The organism is Variovorax sp. PAMC26660 (assembly GCF_014302995.1).
In the GTDB taxonomy this organism is placed as follows: domain Bacteria; phylum Pseudomonadota; class Gammaproteobacteria; order Burkholderiales; family Burkholderiaceae_C; genus Variovorax.
This window is the reverse complement of the sequence record NZ_CP060295.1, coordinates 4,224,142-4,243,737: the sequence shown is the minus strand read 5'-3', so window position 1 is coordinate 4,243,737 and position 19,596 is coordinate 4,224,142. Positions and strand designations below refer to the sequence as shown.

The window sequence follows — 19,596 nt, the reverse complement described above, 5'->3', positions numbered from 1 at the left end:
TCCTACGTGAACAGTCGGCAAACAGGAACCTGTAAGGTCAATTAAAAGAGTACGGTCGGAGAACGTTCACAGTTCTCGCAATCGCGCGGCAGCTCGAAGTCGTCAAACAGGAGCCCGTTGCAATGTCAGTCCCGCAGTCCCTATCCCATTCGCAAGTCGATTTCGTCAGCAGCGACTTCGAAGCGTTGGCTTCCCACATGCGCCACTGCGCGCGCGCTCACGGGCGATGGTTCTCCGTGCGAAGCCACATGCAACGGGTGCGTGCACTCGCTGCCGGCCGCATCGTCACGATGGCCTGCGTGGCCGTAGTCCTGGGCATCGGCCTCGTCGCAATCGCTTGAGCGCAGCAGCCGTCGTCGACCGCCTCCAGGGGCTCAGTCACTACGCCCGGACCCTTCTTCTGGGTCCTCACGACCCGGTTGCACTTCCGATCCGTGCCGAACTCTTCGGTGCCCAACGTTTCGAACAGCACGGCCACAGCCTGGCCCGTGCCCAAGTGGTGGAAGACGACCACCACCGTGCGCGCGAAGGTGCGCCTTTTTTTCCGCGTGTCGACGAAAACCTCGAGTCGCTGCGCGCAGCCTTCGATTACATCGCGCTGATCTCGCAGAGCGGGCGCTATGTGTCGCCCGCCGCCGAGTGGCTGCTCGACAACTTCCATCTGGTCGAGGCACAGCTCCAGCAGATCCATGACGGCGTGCCGCGCAGTTATTACGCGCGCCTGCCCAAGCTCACCACACCGCCGCTGGCGGGATTGCCGCGCGTGTACGGCATTGCGTGGGCCTATGTCGCGCACACCGACAGCGTGCTCAATGCGACGCTGTTCACCGCCTTCCTCAACGCGTATCAAGACATCGACGAGCTGACGCTCGGCGAGCTGTGGGCGCTGCCCACCACCCTGCGCGTGGTGCTGCTGGAGAACCTGCGCCGCGTGGCAGAGAGCATTGCCGAGAACAAGGTCGCACGCGAGATCGCGCACGCAGCCTGGGATGCGGCACCCAACCTCTCGGCGCAAGACCTCGACGTGCTCTACCGCGCGCTGCAGAGCCACGGCCTGCAGGACAACTACCTCACGCAGCTCTGGCAACGCCTGCCCGTGGAGCACGGCGACGACATGCCCGCGCTGGTGCGCTGGACCGAGCAGCACTGCCCCAACGGCCCGGCGCTGATCGGCGATGCGCAGAACGCGCAAGCCGCCGCCAACCTCACGGTCGGCAACATCATCACCACGCTGCGCATGATCGGCCAGGTCGAGTGGAGCGACCTGATCGAACCCGTGAGCCGCTCGCTGCGCGTGCTGCGCGAGCTGCCGAGCTTTGCCAACGAAAGCGAACTCACGCGCCAGCAGATCACGCATGCGATGGAGCAGGTGGCACGCAGCAGCGAACGACCCGAGCGCGAGGTGGCGCAGGCCGTCGTCAAGCTGGCGTCGAGCGCGCCGGCCGACGAAGCCGGCGCGGAGACCGATCGCGCCGACGGCACCGCCGGCTATTACCTCTTCGGCCAGGGCCGGCCCGCGCTGATCGCGTCGTTGCAGCCGGACGGCCCCGCAGGCCGCGTCGACCGCACGACGAACATCCGGCCCGCACGCGACCATCGCGGCTGGCGCCTGCCCGTGTATGTCGGCGCCGTGACCATCGGCACCGCGCTGCTGCTGGCAGCCGTCGTGCACGGCCTGCCGCACCGCGAAGACTGGACCACGGTGGTGGCGCTGATCCTTCTGGCGTGGCCGGTGTCCGAGGCATTGATTGCGCTGGCGCAACGCATCATGGCGGAGTCGGTGCGGGTGCAGGCATTGCCACGCCTGGATTTTGCGGGCGGCATTCCCGAGCGGCACCGCGCGCTGGTCGTCATTCCCACGCTGCTGGGTTCGACCGCGAACAACACACAACTGGCCCACCGGCTCGAACTGCATTGGCTCGCCAACCGCGAGGCGCATGCGCAGTTCGCACTGCTGACCGACTGGGCCGATGCGCTTCAGGCCTCGATGCCCGACGACGCGGTGCTGCTAGACGATGCCCTGCAACGCATCGCCGCGCTCAACGCCAAGTACCCTGTGGCGGAAGGCGCCGCACCGCGCTTCCTGCTGCTGCATCGCCCGCGCAGCTGGAGCGACACCGAACAGCGCTGGATGGGCTGGGAGCGCAAGCGCGGCAAGCTCGAAATGCTGGTGCGCCTGCTCGCGAGCGGCGATGCCAGCGGCTTTCTTCCGCTCGCGCCCGGCCAGCAGATCGCGCCCGGCCGCACGCCCTATGTGCTGACGCTCGACAGCGACACCGGCCTGCCGCCCGGCGCGCTGCGCGATCTCGTGTCCATCGCCGCGCATCCGCTGAACGCGCCCGAGATCGACGTGCAAAGCCGGCGCGTGGTCGCGGGCTTCGGCATCCTGCAGCCGCGCATCGTCACGCCGTTCCCGATGCAGAACGAGCGCTCCTTCTTCCACTGGATGTTCGCCGGCCAGTGCGGCCTCGACCCCTATGGCAGCGGTGCGTCCGACATCTACCAGGACGTGTTCGGCAGCGGTTCCTTCACCGGCAAGGGTTTGCTGAACGTGCGCGCGGTCCACGCCACGCTCGACCAGCGCCTGCCCGACAGCGCGGTGCTGAGCCATGACCTGCTCGAAGGCACGGTCGCGCGCTGCGCGATGGTCAGCGATGTGGTCTTGGTCGAAGACCATCCGCACCATGCCGGTGTGGCCGCCTCGCGCGTGCACCGCTGGGTGCGCGGCGACTGGCAGTTGCTGCCGCTGATGTGGCGTGCTCGCCGCTTCGGCATCGACGCGCTGGGCCTCTGGAAGATGTGCGACAACCTGCGCCGCTCACTGGTGGTGCCCGCGTCTTTCGCGCTGCTGGTGCTAGTGATCTTCACGCAGGCCATGCCGCTCGGATGGGCGCTGGCTGCAGTTGCATCGGCGCTCACGCTCGGACCGCTGCTCGGCGCGCTGGCCGGGCTGGTGCCGACACGACGCTCCATCGAGCTGCGCCACTTCTTCGATGTGGGCGCAGTGGAACTGCTTCGCGCCATGGCCGGCGCGGCCTGGCAGTTCGTTCAGTTGGCGGCGCAGACGCGCCTGCTGCTCGATGCGGCCTTTCTCGCCACCTGGCGAATCGTCGTCAGCCGCAGGCACTTGCTGCAGTGGACGACGGCAGACCAGGCGCAGGCGCAATCCAGCCAGCAACTGAAGCCCTTCGTGCGCAGCGCGGCCAGCAGCAGCGCGCTCTGCCTTGTGCTCGCCGTGCTTGCGAACTGGAGCGCCTACCCGGTGCTCGGTCCGCTGCTCTTCGTGGTCTGGGCGCTGGCGCCGATCGCCTCGTGGTGGAGCAGCCGCGTCAATGCGCAAGTGGAAGACCCGCTCCAACCCGAGCAGCGCGCCTACCTGGAAAAACTGGCGCACGACACCTGGCGCTTCTTCGAACACGTGGTGGGCCCGGACGACAACCACCTGCCGCCCGACAACCTGCAGCTCGAACCGCAGCCGACCATTGCGCACCGCACCTCGCCGACCAACATCGGCATGTACCTGCTCGCCACCTGCTGCGCACGCGAATTCGGCTGGATCGACACGGCGGCCTTGCTGGCACGCGTCACCGCCACGCTCGACACCGTCGACCGCATGCAGAAGCACCAAGGCCACCTGTTCAACTGGTACGACACGCAAACGCTCAAGCCGCTGCCGCCGGACTATGTGTCCAGCGTGGACAGCGGCAACTTCGCCGGCCACCTCGTGGCCGTGGCGCAGGCCTGCCGGGCCTTTGCGGCGGAAGAAGGCTGCCAGAGCCATGAAGAACCCGCGCTCGAAGCGCTGGCGCAACGCTGCGACACGCTGCACGACGGCATGGATTTCAGCGGCCTCTACGACGCCAAGCGCCACCTGTTCCACATCGGCCTGCGTGTCGAAGAGAACGTGCTCGACGCGAGCTACTACGACCTGCTGGCCTCCGAATCGCGGCTGCTGAGTTTTCTGGCGATCGCCAAGGGCGACGTGCCACGCCGCCACTGGCTGGCGCTGGGCCGGCCGTTCCTGCTGGTGGGCTTCCAGCCCAGCCTCAAGTCGTGGTCGGGCTCGATGTTCGAGTACCTGATGCCCGCGCTCGTGATGACCGAGCCCGCCGACGGCCTGCTGCAGGTGGCCAATGCCGCAGCTGTCGCCGAACAGCAGGCCTTCGGCCGCGCCCACAACATTCCGTGGGGCGTTTCCGAGTCGGCCTACTTCGCGCAGGACCATTCGCTGGCCTACCAGTACTCGCCCTTCGGCGTGCCGCGCCTGGCGCTGCGGCGCACGCCGCCAACCGACCGCGTGGTGGCGCCTTACGCCAGCGCGATGGCCGCGCCCTTCGCGCCCGAGGCGGCAGTGATCAACCTCGAACTGCTCGAATCGCTCGGCGCGCGCGGCGAGTTCGGTTTTCACGACGCGATCGACTTCACCGCCTCGCGCCAGGCCGAGGGCCAGGACTTCACCGTGGTGCGCAACTTCATGGCGCACCACCAGGGCATGTCACTGGTGGCGCTGTGCAATGTGCTGCGCGACGAAGCACCGCGCCGCTGGTTCGGCAGTGCCGCGCTGGTGCAGGCGCACGAGTCGCTGCTGCACGAACGCACGCCGCGGCAGATCATCGGCAGTGCCGACCCGCGCACGCCGCCCGAGCCCAGCCAGACCGAGCTGGCGCCGCTGTTCCAGCCGCGCGTGGTCGACCCGATGGTGCCGGGCTTCCAGCCCACGCACCTGCTGTCGAACGGCCGCTACACGGTGGCACTGCGTGCCAATGGCGCGGGCGTGAGCCGCTGGCGCTCGTTCAACGTGACCCGCTGGCGCGACGATCCGCTGCGCGACAGCTACGGCACCTTCTTCTATGTCCGCGACGAAGGGCAGCGCGAGCTGACCTCGCTCACCGCCCTGCCCGCACCCGGCGCCGACTGGAGCTATCGCACCCGCTTCCTGGCCGACCAGGTGCAGTTCGACGCAGCCGGGCCCGGCCTGCAGATACGCACCACAGTGCTGATCAGCCCCGAGGACGACACCGAGCTGCGCAACATCACGCTGCACAACAGCGGCGACGAAACGCGCACGCTCGAACTCGTCTCCTACTTCGAGCCGGTGCTGTCGAACCCCAAGGCCGACGAGGCGCATCCGGCCTTTGCCAACCTGTTCGTCGAATCGCGCTGGGAGCCCGCGTGGCGCGCGTTGCTGCTGTCGCGCAAGCCCCGCCTGCACGGCGACCCGGTGGTGGCCGCGGTGCACTTCGTGGCCTCGGTCGATGCCAACGTGCTGTCGATCGACTGCATGACCGACCGGCGCGCCTTCATCGGCCGCAACCGCACGCTCGCCACGCCCGCGCTCGATGCACAGCCGCAGGCGATCAACGGCACGCCGGTGAACGGCCTCGACCCCATCGCCTGCCTGCGCGTGCGCCTGTCGATCGCGCCGGGTGCCACCGCGCGCCTGAGCTTCGCGACCGCCGCCGACGAAAGCATCGAGGCGCTGATGCCCAGCATCGACCGCTACCTGCAGCCCATGCACGTGGAGCGCGCCACCCGCATGGCCGCCACGCTGGCGCAGGTGCGGCTGCGCGACCTGAGCATCGCGCCCGCGCAGAACCTCGCGCTGCAGGACCTCACGACCATCCTCACCTACACCACGCCCCGCGTGATGAGCGACCGGGGCCTGATCGACCTGCGCCAGATCTGGCGCTTCGGCATCTCGGGCGACAAGCCCATCGTGCTGGTCTACATCCATTCGATGAACGGCATGGGCCTGATCAACACGCTGCTGCGCGCGCAGCCGTGGTGGGGCTTCGGCGGCGTGGCCTGCGACCTGGTGGTGCTCAACAGCGAGCCGAACTCGTACCTGATGCCCCTGCAGCGCGAAATAGAGACGCTGCGCTCGCGCGTCGCGCAACAGACGCAGAACAGCTTTCCACGCAACGACACCGCCGGCTTCTACCTGCTGCGCGACCAGGACGTGGTGCCTTCGGAAAAGGCCGCGCTGTCAAGCCTGGCGCGCGTGGTGTTCACGGCCGACGGTCGGGCGCTCGAAGTGCAGGTGGCTGCATTGCACGAAGCGCGCGGCACGCCGCCAGCGGGCGACAACAGCACGCCGGCGCCGTCGCGCGTGCCCCTGCTGACACGGCGCGTGGCAACGCAGGCCGCGCCTGAAGTGGTGACGCCCATCGGCGACTTCGATGCCGAGAGCGGCGAGTTCAGCTTCGAGGTCGATCTCGACCACCGCACGCCGCGCCCCTGGGTCAACGTGATCGCCAATGCATCCTTCGGCTTCCAGGTGTCCGAATGGGGCACCGGCTACACCTGGGCCGGCAACAGCCGCATGCACCAGGTCACGCCATGGTCGAACGACCCGGTGCAGGACCCGGCCTTCGAGCACTACCTGCTGCAGGACGTGAGCTCGCGCGAGATGCTGCCGCTCACGCCTGCTGGCGGTGGCAACGGCAGCACCCGCCACCGCGTGCGGCATGGGCAGGGCTACACGGTCTTCGAGTGCCATCAGGATTCCCTGGTGCTGGAGACCACCTTCTTCGCGGACCGCGACGAGGCCGTCAAGCTGGTGCATGTGCGCGTGCGCAACGAAGGCGCCGGCCAGCGCCGCCTGCGCACGCTCGCGATGGTCGAGTGGCAACTGGGCGCCGCGCGCGGCGAACGGCGCACCGTGCATTGCTGGAAGCCCGAAGACCAGGCGGCCGTGTTCGGCCAGCAGCGCGAATCGAGCGCAGGCTTCGGCGGCAGCACGGCTTTTCTGTTGCTTGCAGGCCTGCAAGGCGCGACGACCGGGGCCACGCAATGGACCTGCGACCGCAGCGAGTTCTTCGCCGGGCGCGGCGTCGTCGAAGTGCCCGACACGCTGGCGCGGCGCGCTGGCAGCGGGCTCGATGCCTGCGCGGCCATCGGCGGCGAATTCGTCGTTGCCTCTGGCGAAACCGCGAGCTTCAGCTTCGTGCTGGGCCATGCCGGCAGCGCCGACGCGGCGCTCGAACTCGCCCGCCGCTGGCGGCAGCGCGACGTGCCCGAAGCACTCGAGCAGGTGCGCGGCTTCTGGGACGAACTGCTCGACCGGCTGCAGGTGCGCACGCCCGATCCGTTGTTCGATGCACTGGTCAACCGCTGGCTCGTGTACCAGACGCTGGCGTGCCGGCTCTGGTCGAAGGCCGGCTTCTACCAGGCCGGCGGCGCCTTCGGCTTTCGCGACCAGTTGCAGGACGCGATGGCCTTCGCCCTCACCGATCCGCCGCGCCTGCGCGAGCAGATCCTGGTCAACGCGGCGCGCCAGTTCCCCGAAGGCGATGTGCAGCACTGGTGGCACATGCCCGGTGGTGCTGGCGTGCGCACGCATTTCTCGGACGACCTGCTGTGGCTGCCCTATGCATCGGCGCACTACGTCGAGGTAACCGGCGATGCGTCGCTGCTCGACGAGATGGTCGGCTTCATCGAAGGCCCCGGCATTCCCGAGGGCGCGGAAGACGCCTACTACGCGCCGCAGAACAGCGGTCGCATGGCCACCGTGTTCGACCACGGCGCACGCGCCATCGACCGCAGCCTGAAGACCGGCGCGCACGGCCTGCCACTGATGGGCACCGGCGACTGGAACGACGGCATGAACCGCGTCGGCAACGAAGGCCGTGGCGAATCGGTATGGCTCGGCTGGTTCCTGTGCAGCGTGGTCGAGCACTTCGCGCCCATCGCCGAATCACGCGGCGAGCATGAACGCGCCGCGCGCTGGACCGAGGCGCGACGCGGCTGGATCGCTGCGCTGCACGACGCAGGCTGGGACGGCGCCTGGTTCCGCCGCGCCTTCTTCGACAACGGCGCGCCGCTGGGCTCGTCGGCCAACGACGAATGCCGCATCGACCTGATCGCGCAGGCGTGGTCGGTGCTCTCCGGCGCTTCGGACGCAGCCCACACCGGCCCGGCGATGGCCGCCGTCAAGGAGCATCTGCACGACGAGCCGGCCGGCCTGCTGCGCCTGCTGGCACCGCCCTTTGCCAACTCGACCAACAACCCCGGCTACATCCAGGCCTACCCGCCGGGCGTGCGCGAGAACGGCGGCCAGTATTCGCACGGCGCCGTGTGGGCGCTGATGGCGCAGGCGTTGCAGGGCGACCATGAAGCGGCCTGGCAGAGCTTCGAGGGTTTGAGCCCGGCCCACCGCACGCAACACCCCGAACGCGGCCCGGCCTACGAGCTGGAGCCTTATGTGATGGCGGGCGATGTCTACGGCGCCGCACCCTATGTGGGCCGTGGCGGCTGGAGCTGGTACACCGGCTCGGCCGCATGGCTGCACCGCGCCGCTGTCGAAACCCTGCTGGGCCTGAACGTGAAGGGACGCCAGCTTTCGCTGACGCCGCACCTGCCCGCGCACTGGCCGGGTTTCGAGATCGCGCTGCGGCTCGGCAAGCGCAGCCTCACGCTGCAGTGGGGCACGGTCGAAGGCGCCGTCGCGCCCACGCACCAACTGGCGGTGGGCGAGTGGATCGACTGGCAGGCGCTGCCGGCGAATGCGGTGGTGCGGGTGGGTTAAGGTCCGGGGCCGCTTTCACCCCGCGCTTTCATGACCACCATCCAAGTCCGCCGACGACTCATCGTCATCATCCTCCTGTGCGTGGCCGTGGGAGGTGCCTTCCTGCGGCACTACGCAGAACGGGGATCGACCGCGCGCGACATCGGCACGCTGCTGATGGTGCTGTGGGTGCCGATCATCGGCAACGTCATTGCATGGCTCATCAGCAAGCGGCCGCGCCGGGCGCCGCCGGCCGCACCGCCGAGCTTCGACGGGGTGGGCGCGTTCACGCCGCACCTGCTGGTCGAACTCAAGTTCCGCAAGCCGGCACTGCCTTCGCAGGATGTGCCGATCGGCGCGGGCGAGTACCGCTGCGCGCTGGTGATCGACAACGAAGGCTTTTCGGCGCGCTGGTTCGTGCCGCAGGGCGAGGTGCTCGAGCGCGCGATGCCCGAGGCGCTGGAGGTCGAATTCCTCTCGCCGGCCGTGGCCCGGCCGAAGTTTCCGCACGGCGCGGTCTTTCGCGTGCTGATCGGCGATTCGTTCATCGCCGACGGCCGGGTGCTGCAGTCGCGCCCGGTCATCACTTGACCCCCCTCACCTCGCGCGGAGCGTGATGGCGATGACCACCCAGGCGGTGGTCCGGGGGTGTGCCGGAACACAAAAAAGGGTCGATTGTTAGCCGTCAGGAAACTGACTACTGCTGGCCAGCCTCTTTGTCGCAAAGGCGTCAGCTCGCACACTCCAATGCCCTTCACAAGCATTGGCGCATGCGTCGCCGATGCCCTTCACGAAAGCATCTCCATGATGAATTCACCCAGCAGCAACCCATGCATCGACGACGTGGCGGCGGCCGCACCGGCCCACACGTCGCGCTCCGCATGGCTTGCCGTCAGTTCCATTGCCGTCGGCACCTTCGCCATGGTGTCTACCGAGTTCATGCCCATCGGCCTTCTGACCGACATCGCCCGCGGGCTCAACGTGTCCGACGGCACAGCCGGCCTGATGGTCACGATGCCCGGTGTGCTGGCGGCCTTCGCGGGCCCGGCGCTGATCGTTGCTTCGGGCCGGCTCGACCGGCGCACGGTGCTGATCACGCTCACCCTGCTGCTGATCGCCTCGAACCTGCTCGCGGCCTTTGCCCCCAACTTCGGCACCATGCTGGTCGCACGCCTGATGCTCGGCCTGGCCGTGGGCGGCTTCTGGACTTTTGCGCCGGCCGCTGCCACGCAACTGGTGCCGCCTGCCTCGCAAGCCCGCGCCATGTCGCTGGTGCTGGCGGGCGTGTCCGCCGCCACCGTACTCGGCGTGCCGGCGGGTTCGCTCCTTGGCACGCTGTTCGGCTGGCGCGCCTCGTTCGCGGTGACCGGCGCGCTGGCCACCGCCGTGCTGCTGATGCAACTGTGGCTGCTGCCGGCGATTCCGCCGCTGCGCGCCATCGGTGCGCGTGACCTGCTGACGCCGCTCACGCGCCGCATGGCGCAGGTCGGCCTGCTCGCGGTGCTGTTCTTCATTGCCGGCCACTTTGCGGCCTACACCTACCTGAAGCCGCTGCTGCAGCAGGTGTTCGGCCTGCAGGCCAATGCGGTCTCGACGCTGTTGCTGGTCTATGGCGCGGTAGGTTTCGTCGGCACCTTCCTGGGCGGCAGCCTGGTGGCGCGCAGCGTGCGCGGTACCACCCTGCTGGCGGCACTGATGCTCGCGACGGCGCTGCTGCTGTCGACACTGATCGGCACCGGCATGGTGGCTGGCGCGATCGTGGTCGTGATCTGGGGCGTGGCTTTCGGCCTGATCCCGGTGGCGCTCACCGGCTGGATGATGGAGGCCGTGCCCGATGCGCAGGAAGCCGGCCAGGCCCTGCTCGTGACCGGCTTCCAGGTGGCGATTGCCTCCGGCGCGCTGATCGGCGGCCTGACGGTCGACAGCTACGGCATCTCCAGCACGATGGTGCTCAGCGGCGTGCTGGTGCTGATTGCCGCGCTGATCGTCGCCACGCTGGGCCGTGCGCGCGGCGGTGCGCCGCTGGCCGCCATTCCGGAATGACACCCAGCCGCCGCACTGCACTTTAGCTAACGACGGCCTGTCTTTCCTGCCGCCACGATCGCATCGAGCACCACGCGCAGGGCCTTGTTGACCGGCTTGTCCCGCCGGATCACCACCGCCAGCGTGCGGTGCATGCGAGGGTTCAGGTGGCTGCTCTTCAGCTCGGGGTGGGCACCGCGCCCCACCATCGACATGCCGGGCACGATACCGTAGCCAAGCCCCGCAGCCACCATCTCCTTCATCGCCTCGACGCTGCCCAGCTCCATCACGGGTTGCGGCTGCAGGCCCTCGGCGGCAAACCAGCGGTCGACCAGCTTGCGCGTGTTGGCTGCAGGCTCGAACAGCACCAGTGGCAAGGCACCCAGGTCGGCCGGCGTCACGCGCGCCTTCAAGGGCGCAAGGTCGCGCCGGCCGATGGCGACAAACGCGTCGTCGAGCACCGGCATCACCGTCAGTGAACGCCCCGCCGCCGGCAGCGTGACCAGCGCGAGGTCGATGCTGTTTTCTTCCACCTTGCGCACATGGTCGTCGGTGTTGCCGGTGCTGACCACGATGCTGAGCGCCGGGAACTGCTCGCGCAATGCGCGCAGCACGCCTGGCAAAAAGTACAGGCAGGCCGTCGCGCCCGTGCCCAGCCGCACGCGGCCCGTGACGCCGCTTGCATGGTCGGCCAGTGCGTCGATGGCGTTGTCCACCGCGGTTTCGATGTGGTGCGCGTGGCGCAGCAGTTCCATGCCCGCGGGCGTGGCCCTGGCGCGCTTGCCGACGCGCTCGACCAGCCGCACCGCCAACCTTCGCTCCAGCTGGCGAATCTGCAGGCTCACGGCGGGCTGGGAAACGCCGAGCCGGTCGGCTGCGGCAGAGAAGCTGCCTGTTTCGATCACCAGCCCGAAGGACTTGAGCTGGTCGAGGTTCAGTGTCTTTTCCAAAGTATTCCTTATGCCTTGCATAGCTTGGCGAAGCTTCACTTATCGATGGTGGCTCGTCAAGATCGGGGCATGTCATCGCCATCCCTCGCTGCCTCCGCCCTCACCGCCGTCGAAGTCCTCGATGCCGAACCGCATCAAATGCCCTTGGTGCAGGCCATCTACAGCCACTACGTGCTGCACGACTTGTGCTCCTTCGAGGAAGAAGTGCCCACCGTGGACCAGATGCAGTCGCGCCGCACCGACACGCTGCGGCGCGGCCTGCCCTACCTCGTCGCGCTGAAGAACGGCGAGGTGGTCGGCTATGCCTATGCGAGCGCCTACCGTGCCCGCTCCGCCTACCGCCACACGGTGGAAGACTCGATCTACGTCGCGCAGGGCATGCACGGCCACGGCATCGGCAAGGCGCTGCTCGCCGAGGTGATCCGGCGCTGCACCGACGGCGGCTTCACGCAGATGGTGGCGGTGGTCGGCAACAGTGCCAATGCCGGTTCGCAAGGGCTGCACGAAAGCCTGGGTTTCGAGCGGGTGGGCGTGCTGCGCGATGTGGGCTTCAAGTTCGGGCAGTGGGTGGACACGGTGCTGATGCAGCGCGCGCTGCGCTAAACCCGCCATGTCGAACGACCCCGCCGCCGCGCCAGTGCGCGGATGGCTCGCGCTGCTGTGCGCGAGCCGGCTGCTGCAGGCCATGATCGTCACGGCCTACTCCGGCGTGCTGCCCTTCGTGATGGCCGACTGGCAGATGTCGGCCGCACAGGCCGGATCGATCCAGAGCGCATGGCATGTGGGCTACATGGTCTCGCTGTTCGCGGTGGGCCTGCTGGCGGACCGCTACGGGCCGCACCGCATTTTCTTCGGCGGCAGCCTCGTCAGTGCGATGGCGGCGCTGGCCTTCGCGCTCTTTGCGCACGACCACCGTTCCGCGATGCTGCTGTACGGGCTGGCGGGGTTGTGTGCGGGTGCGTCGTACACGCCGGGCCTGCAACTGCTGGCGCGCAATGCCGAGCCCGCCGTGCGTGGCCGCGCGATGGGGCTCTTCATCGGCGCGTCGTCGATGGGCTATGCGCTGTCGCTCGCGGTGGTCGCGGCCTTCAGCCACGCGCAGCAATGGCGGCACGGCCTGCTGGTGGCGGCGGCTTGTTCAGTGGCGGGTGCATTGCTGACGGTGCAGGCCATGCGGCGGATGCGCCCGCCATCGCCTGCAGCCCACGCAGCCCGCGAAGGCACCTGGAATGCACTGGCCGCGACAGTGCGCGACAAGCCCGCGATGGCCGGCAACTGGGCCTACGCCTTCCATTGCTGGGAGCTGATGGCGCTGTGGGCCTGGCTGCCGGCCTACCTTGTCGCCTCGTCGGGCGGCACGGCCGCGTGGCAGGGCGCGGGCATCGCGCTCGCAGCCTTCGCGCACCTGGTGAGCGTGTTCGGCAGCATCGCGGGCGGCGCGGCCTCGGACCGGCTGGGCCGTGCGCGGGTCATGATGATCGCGACCGTCGCCAGCCTCTGCATGTCCTTCGCGTTCGGCTGGATGTGGACCTGGCCGCTGTGGCTGCTGGCCGCGGCAGCCGCCGTCTACAACCTGCTGGCCATTGCCGATTCGTCGGTCTACTCGACCGCGCTGGCCGACGTGGTGGCGCCGCACCGGCTGGGCGTGGCGTATTCGGTGCGCTCGGTGATGGGCTTCGGCGCGGGCGCGCTCAGCCCGTGGGTGTTCGGCCTGGCGCTGGACTGGGGCCAGACGCGCTTCGGCCTGGGCAGCACGCACAGCTGGGTGGCGGCCTGGAGTTCGGTCGGGCTGGGCGCTCTGCTGGGGCCGTGGATGATCGCGCGCTTCTCACGGCTGCATCGCGCGCGCCCCGCTCACCGAGCTTCGTCTTCCGACCACTCGGGGCTGTAGCCGCCGAGCGTCGGGTGGTACATCTCGTCGCCGGTGTGCTGGGTGAACTCGACATTGAGCCGGTCTTCGCGCAGACCCAGGATCTCGATGCAGTCGCGGCACAGGGCCTTGGCCACTTCGAGCCGCAACTCGGCGGAGCGCCCGCGCCGGATGTCGCACATCAGCACCGACACCTCGACCGGCTCGCCGTCCACCATGCGCCAGACACCGCCCTCGCCCACTTCGCGGATCGCGATGCTGATGCGGCGGATGTCGACGCTCATCATCTGCGCGTAGGTCTCGCTGAGTTTTTTCGCGAGGCGCTTCTTGTCGGCCACGAGATGCGTGCCGTTCACGTCGAGCTGGAGATAGGGCATGTCGAAGGGCTCCGTCGAAAAGGTTCGGCAATGGCTTAGCGTGCGAGCGCCTTGCCGCCGCGGTAGCCGAGCAGCGGATCGTACAGATCGGTGCGCCTGTCGCGGTGCAGGTCGTTCAGCGGCGTCCAGATCGGCGCGGAGCGCGCGGCCGTGAGGTCGACGTCGGCATACAGGATCGTGTCCTCGTCCGGCCCGGCGATGCGGCCCACGGGCCAGCCGTTGGTGCCGGCGATCAGCGAGTTGCCCATGAAGCCCGAGCCGCGCTCCTGGCCCACGCGGTCGGCGGCGGTGATGAACACGTTGTTGGCATGCGCTGCCGTCATGGTCAGGTAGGCGGCCATGCAGGTGCCGCTCGCGTCGTAGAGCGGCGGCGGCGTCCACACCCAGTTGGTGGGCGTGCAGATGATGTCCGCGCCCAGTTGCGCGAGGATGCGCGGCGCCTCGGGAAACCAGATGTCCCAGCACACGAGCAGGCCGATGCGGCCGATCTTCGTCTCGAACACCGGGTAGCCCTCGTCGCCGGGCGTGAACCAGAGCTTCTCGTTGTTCCAGAGATGGGTCTTGCGGTAGCGGCCGATGTAGCCGTCGGGGCCGACAAGCACGGCCGTGTCGAACAACCGAGGACCGTCTTGTTCGACAAGGCAGCCGACGATGTAGACGTCGTGCTTCGCCGCGAACGCGACCCAGCCCTGCACGGTCGGCCCGGTGGGCACGGGCTCTGCATGGGCGTAGGCCTCTTCACGGCCGCTGAAGCAGTAGCCCGTGGTCGCGAGTTCGGGCAGCACGATCAGCCGGGCTTTGTTTTCGACGGCGGCGGTGAGGCGTTCATGCACGGCTTTCGCGTTGCGCTCGAGGTTTTCGATGCCGACCTGCGGATCGAACTGCACGACGGCCACCCGCACAGGACTGGCGCGCAGGCCGGGGATGGCATCCGCGCTGGTGGCGATATCGGAGGCAGGAATGGTTGATGGATTCATTGGCTTCAGGTTTCAAATTAAAACCATGATGATCCTAGTCATTTAAGTTTTACTTTGCAACCGATCTGCCATTACGGTCTAATCCTGCAACCAGTTGGCGCATGCGCCTTGCAAGGAAAGCAGAGAAAAGATGGCCCAGAGAAAAAGCCTGAAAGACGACCCCTGCCCGATGGCACGGTCGCTCGAGATCGTGGGAGACCAGTGGTCGCTGCTCGTCATTCGTGACGCCTTCGATGGCATGAAGCGTTTTGGCGAATTCCAGCAAAGCCTGGGCGTGGCCAAGAACATCCTGGCGGACCGGCTCAAGTGGCTGGTGCAGGAAGGCGTGCTCGACCTCGTGCCCGCATCGGACGGCACGCTCTACCAGGAATACGTGCTCACGCCGAAGGGCAAGGGGCTGTTCCCCGTGGTGGTCGGCCTGCGCCATTGGGGCGAGGCGCACCTGTATGCCAAGGGCGAGCCGCACTCCGTGCTGGTCGAACGGGACAGCGGCAAGCCGGTGCAGAAGATCGACTTGCGCACGCGCGACGGCCAGCCGCTGGATGCAGCCGCCACCTTCGTGAAGAAGCTGCCCGTCAAGACAGCGACGCGCGCGAAGGCGCCTGCGGCCAAGGCAGGCGCTCGCTGAATTTCAGGCGCGTTCTATGTGGCCGCAGCGGCCTTCGCCTTGGCGGCGAGCGCGGCGAACTCTTCCTTGCCGAAGGCGGTGCCGAACAGGCCCCAGCCTCCTTCGGCCGCCTCGGTCAGGATCACCCAGGTGCGCGCGGCCTGGCTCGGGTCGCCCGACAGCTTCGCGACGATCTCGGTGGCTTCCTTCGTGATCTGCTTTTGCCCTTCGCGGTTCAGCGAACCCGGCGGCGTGATGATCTGCACGCGCACCGTGCGCGCCTGCGCACTCGTGGCGGTCTGCACCGCCGACGCCGGCATGCGATGGATGTACGCAGCGGTGTTGTCCAGGTGAAAGGGGCCGGGCTTTGCCACGCCTTCGGCGCGAAGCACCGCCAGCGTGAGCGCTTCGCCAAGTTGGCGGTCGGTCTCTGCACCGGCCGGAAACAGGTCTGCGGCAGCGTAAACATCGATCATCGGCATGGGAGGCTCCTGCAAGGGATTGTTGATTCTGAATGACGACCATCATCCACATCGAGGATGATGATGAACATAATCCTGATCGTCAAGCACCACGACCGAGGACTTTTCACGCCCATGGGCCATTCAAAAGCGAACAAGGAAGAAAGCCACACGCGCATCGTGCAAACAGCGGCCGCGCGTTTCCGCGAGGCCGGCGTCGATGGCGTGGGCGTGGCCGAACTCATGAAGGACGCGGGCCTGACGCATGGCGGCTTCTACCGTCACTTCGCCTCGCGCGACGAGCTGGTGGCCGAGGCGGTCGAATGCGCGCTGAGCGACGGAGGCCGCGCTGTCGAGGCCGTGGCCGCGTCCAAGGCGAGTCGCCCGGTGGTGGCAGCCAGGCTGGTCGACGCCTACCTGAGCACCGCGCACCGGGACGCACTGGCCACGAGCTGCGCCGTGACCACGCTGGCCGGCGACGTGGCCCGCAGCAACGAGCGCACGCGCACGGCCTACACGCAGCAGGTGAACACCTATCTCGACCTCCTGGCCAACCTGGCGGCGGCGGAGAAGTCGAAGGAAAAGCGCGCGAAGGCCATCGCGGCGCTGTCTTCATTGGTGGGTGCGGTGTCGCTGTCGCGCGCGGTCAACGACGAAGCGCTCTCGCAGGAAATACTCAAGGCCGCAGCCGACGAGCTGAAGGCGCTGCTCGGCTGAGCCCTACTCCCCCAGCAGCTCGCCAATCGGCTGCAGGTCTTCCACCCGGTCGCAGATCGACTTGATCACCATCGTGATCGGAATGCCCAGCAGCAGGCCCCAGATGCCCCAGAGCCAGCCCCAGAAGATCACGCCCACGAACACCGCCACCGGGTTCATGCGGCTGGTGCGGCTCGTGAGCCAGGGCATCAGCAGGTTGCCGATAAGGGTGTGGATGGCCAGCGATACGCCGCCGACCACGACGCCCATCTGCAGGCTGTTGAACTGCAGGAAGGCCACCAGCCCCGCCGCCACCAGCACGATCACCGAGCCGATGTAGGGAATGAGGTTGGTCACGCCCGCGATGATTCCCCAGACCGCCGCGTTCTCGACCCCGATGACCCAGAACGCCAGGCCGGTCGTCACGCCCACCACCGCGCTCACCAGGATCTGCACCAGCAGGTAGCGCTCGATGTTGCGGGTGATGTCGTCCAGCACATGCACCGTGACCTTTTTCTTCTGCAGGCTCGACCCGGTGATCTTGATGAGCTTGCGGCGGAAAGTGTCGCCCGAGCACAGCGCGAAGTAGGTCAGGAAGGCCACCAGCGTGAGCTGCCCCATCGCGCTCAGCAGGCCGACGGTGCCGCTGAGGAGGTAGTCGCGCACATTGAAGCCCGGCCGCTCGATGACGACACGTGCCACGCCCTTGCGCGCCGCGACGCGCGCGGAGTTTTCCTCGGCGGCCTTCTCGAGTTGCGCAGCCGCCTGCTGCACGCTTTCGAGCGGCGTGGCGCTGGCGCTCTTGTCGCGGCGCATGGCCTGGCCCAGCTTCTGTGCGGCCACCGGCAGCGAATCGAGCAGTTGCGAGGCGCTGCCCGACAGCGAATAGCCGGTCCAGCCCAGGCCGCCGAACAGGCCCAGCAGGATCACCGCCGCGGCAATCCAGCGCGGCAGCTTCCAGCGATGGAGCATGTCGACCAGCGGTGACAGCGCGTAGGTGAGCAGCAGGCTCAGCATCAGCGGAATGAACACGGCCTGGCCCCACTGCAGCGCGAAGACGCTGGCGAGCACGGCGAGCACCACCAGCGAGGCGCTGCGCACGTCGACCGGCATGTGCAGCAGCAGGCGTTGGCGGGCCCGCGCAGGCGCATCCTTCGCCGGCGCGTCGGGCTTTGATTCGGAAGCGGAAACGGGCTCGTCAGCGACCGGCTGCGGAGGCTCCGCAGGCTGTGGCTCAGGCGCGGGCTGCGGCGCTTCCTCGGTCGGAGGCTTGCCGGAAGGCGCGTTGGTTTCTTCGGTCATCGCGCTTCCTTCAGCACTTCGCGCACGGCCGCCAGTTGGCGCCGCGACACCGCCACGGGTTCGGGAATCGCATCGAGCCGCAAGGCCCAGCCTTCGGCGTCCTCGCCGTCGTCGTACTTTTCGAGCGCGCGGATCGCCGAACGTGCCACCAGCGCATTGCGGTGCACCCGCAAAAAGCGGTTCGGATAGCGCTCCTCGAACTCGTTGAGCGAGCCGTCGAGGATGTGGCTGCGCGTGGCGGTGCGCACGGTGAGGTATTTGTATTCGGACTTCAGGTAGAGCACCTCGGACAGCGGCACCCGCTCGGCCCGGCCCCGGTCTTGGATCAGCACGCTTTCGGGCGCGGCCTCGGCCTGCATCGCGCGGCGCTCCTTGAGGAATCGCTCGGCTTTCTGCAAGGCCTGCTGCAGGCGTTCGGCCCGCACCGGTTTGGTCAGGTAGTCGACCGCATCCAGCTCGAAGGCCGTCACCGCATGGGCGGCATGCGCCGTCACGAACACCACGGCCGGCGCGTCTGTCCGGCTGCGCAGCGCACGCGCCACCTCGATGCCATCGACACCCGGCATGTGCACGTCGAGCAGCACGAGGTCGAGCGCCATCGTGGCCAAGTGCTGCTGCGCCTCCGCACCCTGCGAGGCCTCGGCCACCACCTCGGCGGCGGGCGAGGTGCAGTCACGCAGCAAGGTGCGCATGCGGGAGCGCGCCAGGGCTTCGTCGTCAACGATCAGGGTCTTGAGGCTCATGATTCAGCGGGGATGGCAATGCGCACCCGGTAGTTCTTCTGGTCCATGCCGGCGCTGAACTGCATCTGCATGTCGTGCAAGAGGCGCAGGCGGTCGCGCACATTGGCCAGCGCGATGCCGTGGCCGCGCGGCAGCGGCTGGTCGGCCCAACGCAGCGGCGGCAGGCTGTTGACCACTTCGATCACCACCATGGAACCGCGCCGCTCGGTGCGGATGCGCAGCTTGGCGCCCTCGGGGCTGGGCTCCACGCCGTGCTTGATGGCGTTTTCGACCAGCGGCTGCAGCAGCAACGGCGGCAGGCGCGCGTTGCTGGCAGCGGCGTCGAGGTCCCAGCGGATGCGCAGGCGGTCGCCGAAGCGCACCTGCTCGATGGCCAGGTAGCGCTCGGCCAGCGCGATCTCGTCGGCCAGCGTGCCCGATTCGCCCGGGTCGGCCAGCGCCTGGCGAAACAGCTCGGCCAGGTCTTCGAGCATGGTCTCGGCCTTGGCCGGCTCCTCGCGCACCAGCGCAATGGCGCTGTTGAGCGTGTTGAACAGAAAGTGCGGGCGGATGCGCGATTGCAGCTCCTCGAGCCGGGCCGTGGTCGCGGCGGGCGTCTGGCCGCGCGCGCGCAGCACCATCGCCGCCATCACCAACCCCGAGAAAAGAGCCCCGGCCAGCGCACTGGCCAGCCACGGCGCATTGGAAAGCACGCCCGTCAGCCGCAGCAAACCGCATCCATAGAGAGAGGCGATGGCACCCAGCGTGGCGCCTGCCGCGTACTGCCACTGGCGCGGCAGGCGCCGCAGCGGCTTCTTGAGCCCGCAGGTCGCCACCAGCCACAGCAGCGTTGCCGGCAAGGCGCCACCCGTGACGGTGGCCGTCTGCACCAGCCATTCGGCGGGCGTCGTCACCACGAACAGCGTGGCGATGGCCACCACCGCCTCGACGAACACCACGGTGCGCAGCACCACGCCGATGCGGCAGGCGTCGAACAGCGAAGGCTCGCCGCGCGCGGGCGAACGGGCCCTTTCCGACGATGCCGGGGACGTGGTTGTAGAGCTGGCCGATAAAATCGCCGGGTTGCGCATCACAGACATCAGTTA

The 19,596-nt window shown here is 68.2% G+C and carries 14 protein-coding genes; 7 read left to right on the top strand and 7 right to left on the bottom strand.

Translation table 11 applies throughout. The features are described 5' to 3' along the window. The first annotated feature begins 337 nt into the window (after window positions 1-337). From H7F35_RS19865 to H7F35_RS19855, 3 genes are all read left to right on the top strand, one after another. Window positions 338-8,527 (top strand): GH36-type glycosyl hydrolase domain-containing protein, encoded by an 8,190-nt coding sequence (locus tag H7F35_RS19865; protein WP_187108312.1) that lies wholly within the window; start codon window positions 338-340, stop codon window positions 8,525-8,527. 30 nt (window positions 8,528-8,557) lie between these two features. Then, window positions 8,558-9,097, top strand: coding sequence for a hypothetical protein (locus H7F35_RS19860; protein WP_187108311.1), 540 nt, complete (start codon window positions 8,558-8,560; stop codon window positions 9,095-9,097). Between the two features lie 213 nt (window positions 9,098-9,310). After that, window positions 9,311-10,549 (top strand): MFS transporter, encoded by a 1,239-nt coding sequence (locus tag H7F35_RS19855; RefSeq protein WP_187108310.1) that lies wholly within the window; start codon window positions 9,311-9,313, stop codon window positions 10,547-10,549. Between the two features lie 26 nt (window positions 10,550-10,575). Here the strand turns inward: H7F35_RS19855 and H7F35_RS19850 are convergent, their stop codons facing one another. After that, window positions 10,576-11,499, bottom strand: coding sequence for a LysR family transcriptional regulator (locus H7F35_RS19850; RefSeq protein ID WP_187108309.1), 924 nt, complete (start codon window positions 11,497-11,499; stop codon window positions 10,576-10,578). Between the two features lie 48 nt (window positions 11,500-11,547). Here H7F35_RS19850 and H7F35_RS19845 point away from each other — a divergent pair, with 48 nt between their 5' ends. Together H7F35_RS19845 and H7F35_RS19840 are read left to right on the top strand one after the other, a co-directional pair. Next, complete coding sequence (locus H7F35_RS19845; protein WP_187108308.1) at window positions 11,548-12,081, top strand: GNAT family N-acetyltransferase; 534 nt, start codon at window positions 11,548-11,550, stop codon at window positions 12,079-12,081. A gap of 7 nt (window positions 12,082-12,088) precedes the next feature. Continuing rightward, on the top strand, window positions 12,089-13,369 hold the full coding sequence (locus H7F35_RS19840; RefSeq protein ID WP_187108307.1) for an MFS transporter: 1,281 nt from the start codon (window positions 12,089-12,091) through the stop codon (window positions 13,367-13,369). Here the strand turns inward: H7F35_RS19840 and H7F35_RS19835 are convergent. Then, the gene (locus H7F35_RS19835) at window positions 13,333-13,725 is read right to left on the bottom strand and encodes a tautomerase family protein (protein ID WP_187108306.1); all 393 of its coding nucleotides are present in this window, start codon (window positions 13,723-13,725) and stop codon (window positions 13,333-13,335) included. The two genes, H7F35_RS19840 and H7F35_RS19835, sit on opposite strands and share 37 nt — an antisense overlap. Window positions 13,726-13,760: 35 nt before the next feature. After that, entirely contained in the window at window positions 13,761-14,702 is a 942-nt protein-coding gene (locus H7F35_RS19830) for a nitrilase family protein (protein WP_187108305.1), read from the bottom strand. A 130-nt stretch (window positions 14,703-14,832) separates the two neighbouring features. Here H7F35_RS19830 and H7F35_RS19825 point away from each other — a divergent pair, with 130 nt between their 5' ends. Then, a complete protein-coding gene (locus tag H7F35_RS19825) occupies window positions 14,833-15,330 on the top strand; it encodes a winged helix-turn-helix transcriptional regulator (RefSeq protein ID WP_187108304.1) in 498 nt (165 codons plus the stop codon). 14 nt (window positions 15,331-15,344) lie between these two features. On the opposite strand, the gene H7F35_RS19820 is transcribed toward H7F35_RS19825, so the two are convergent. Beyond that, window positions 15,345-15,791 carry a tautomerase family protein gene (locus H7F35_RS19820; protein ID WP_187108303.1) on the bottom strand — a complete coding sequence of 149 codons (447 nt, stop codon included), beginning with the start codon at window positions 15,789-15,791 and terminating at the stop codon, window positions 15,345-15,347. A 63-nt stretch (window positions 15,792-15,854) separates the two neighbouring features. Between H7F35_RS19820 and H7F35_RS19815 the strand changes: the two genes are divergently transcribed. Beyond that, entirely contained in the window at window positions 15,855-16,487 is a 633-nt protein-coding gene (locus H7F35_RS19815) for a TetR/AcrR family transcriptional regulator (protein WP_261803286.1), read from the top strand. 3 nt (window positions 16,488-16,490) lie between these two features. On the opposite strand, the gene H7F35_RS19810 is transcribed toward H7F35_RS19815, so the two are convergent. Genes H7F35_RS19810 through H7F35_RS19800 form a run of 3 tightly spaced genes read right to left on the bottom strand, consistent with a single transcriptional unit; the run spans window position 16,491 to window position 19,581 of the window. Continuing rightward, on the bottom strand, window positions 16,491-17,768 hold the full coding sequence (locus H7F35_RS19810; RefSeq protein WP_187108302.1) for an AI-2E family transporter: 1,278 nt from the start codon (window positions 17,766-17,768) through the stop codon (window positions 16,491-16,493). Beyond that, a complete protein-coding gene (locus H7F35_RS19805) occupies window positions 17,765-18,511 on the bottom strand; it encodes a LytR/AlgR family response regulator transcription factor (RefSeq protein WP_187108301.1) in 747 nt (248 codons plus the stop codon). The genes H7F35_RS19810 and H7F35_RS19805 overlap by 4 nt, the downstream gene beginning before the upstream one ends. Continuing rightward, window positions 18,508-19,581, bottom strand: coding sequence for a sensor histidine kinase (locus tag H7F35_RS19800; RefSeq protein WP_187114346.1), 1,074 nt, complete (start codon window positions 19,579-19,581; stop codon window positions 18,508-18,510). Before H7F35_RS19800 ends, H7F35_RS19805 begins: the two co-directional genes overlap by 4 nt. Window positions 19,582-19,596 lie beyond the last annotated feature (15 nt).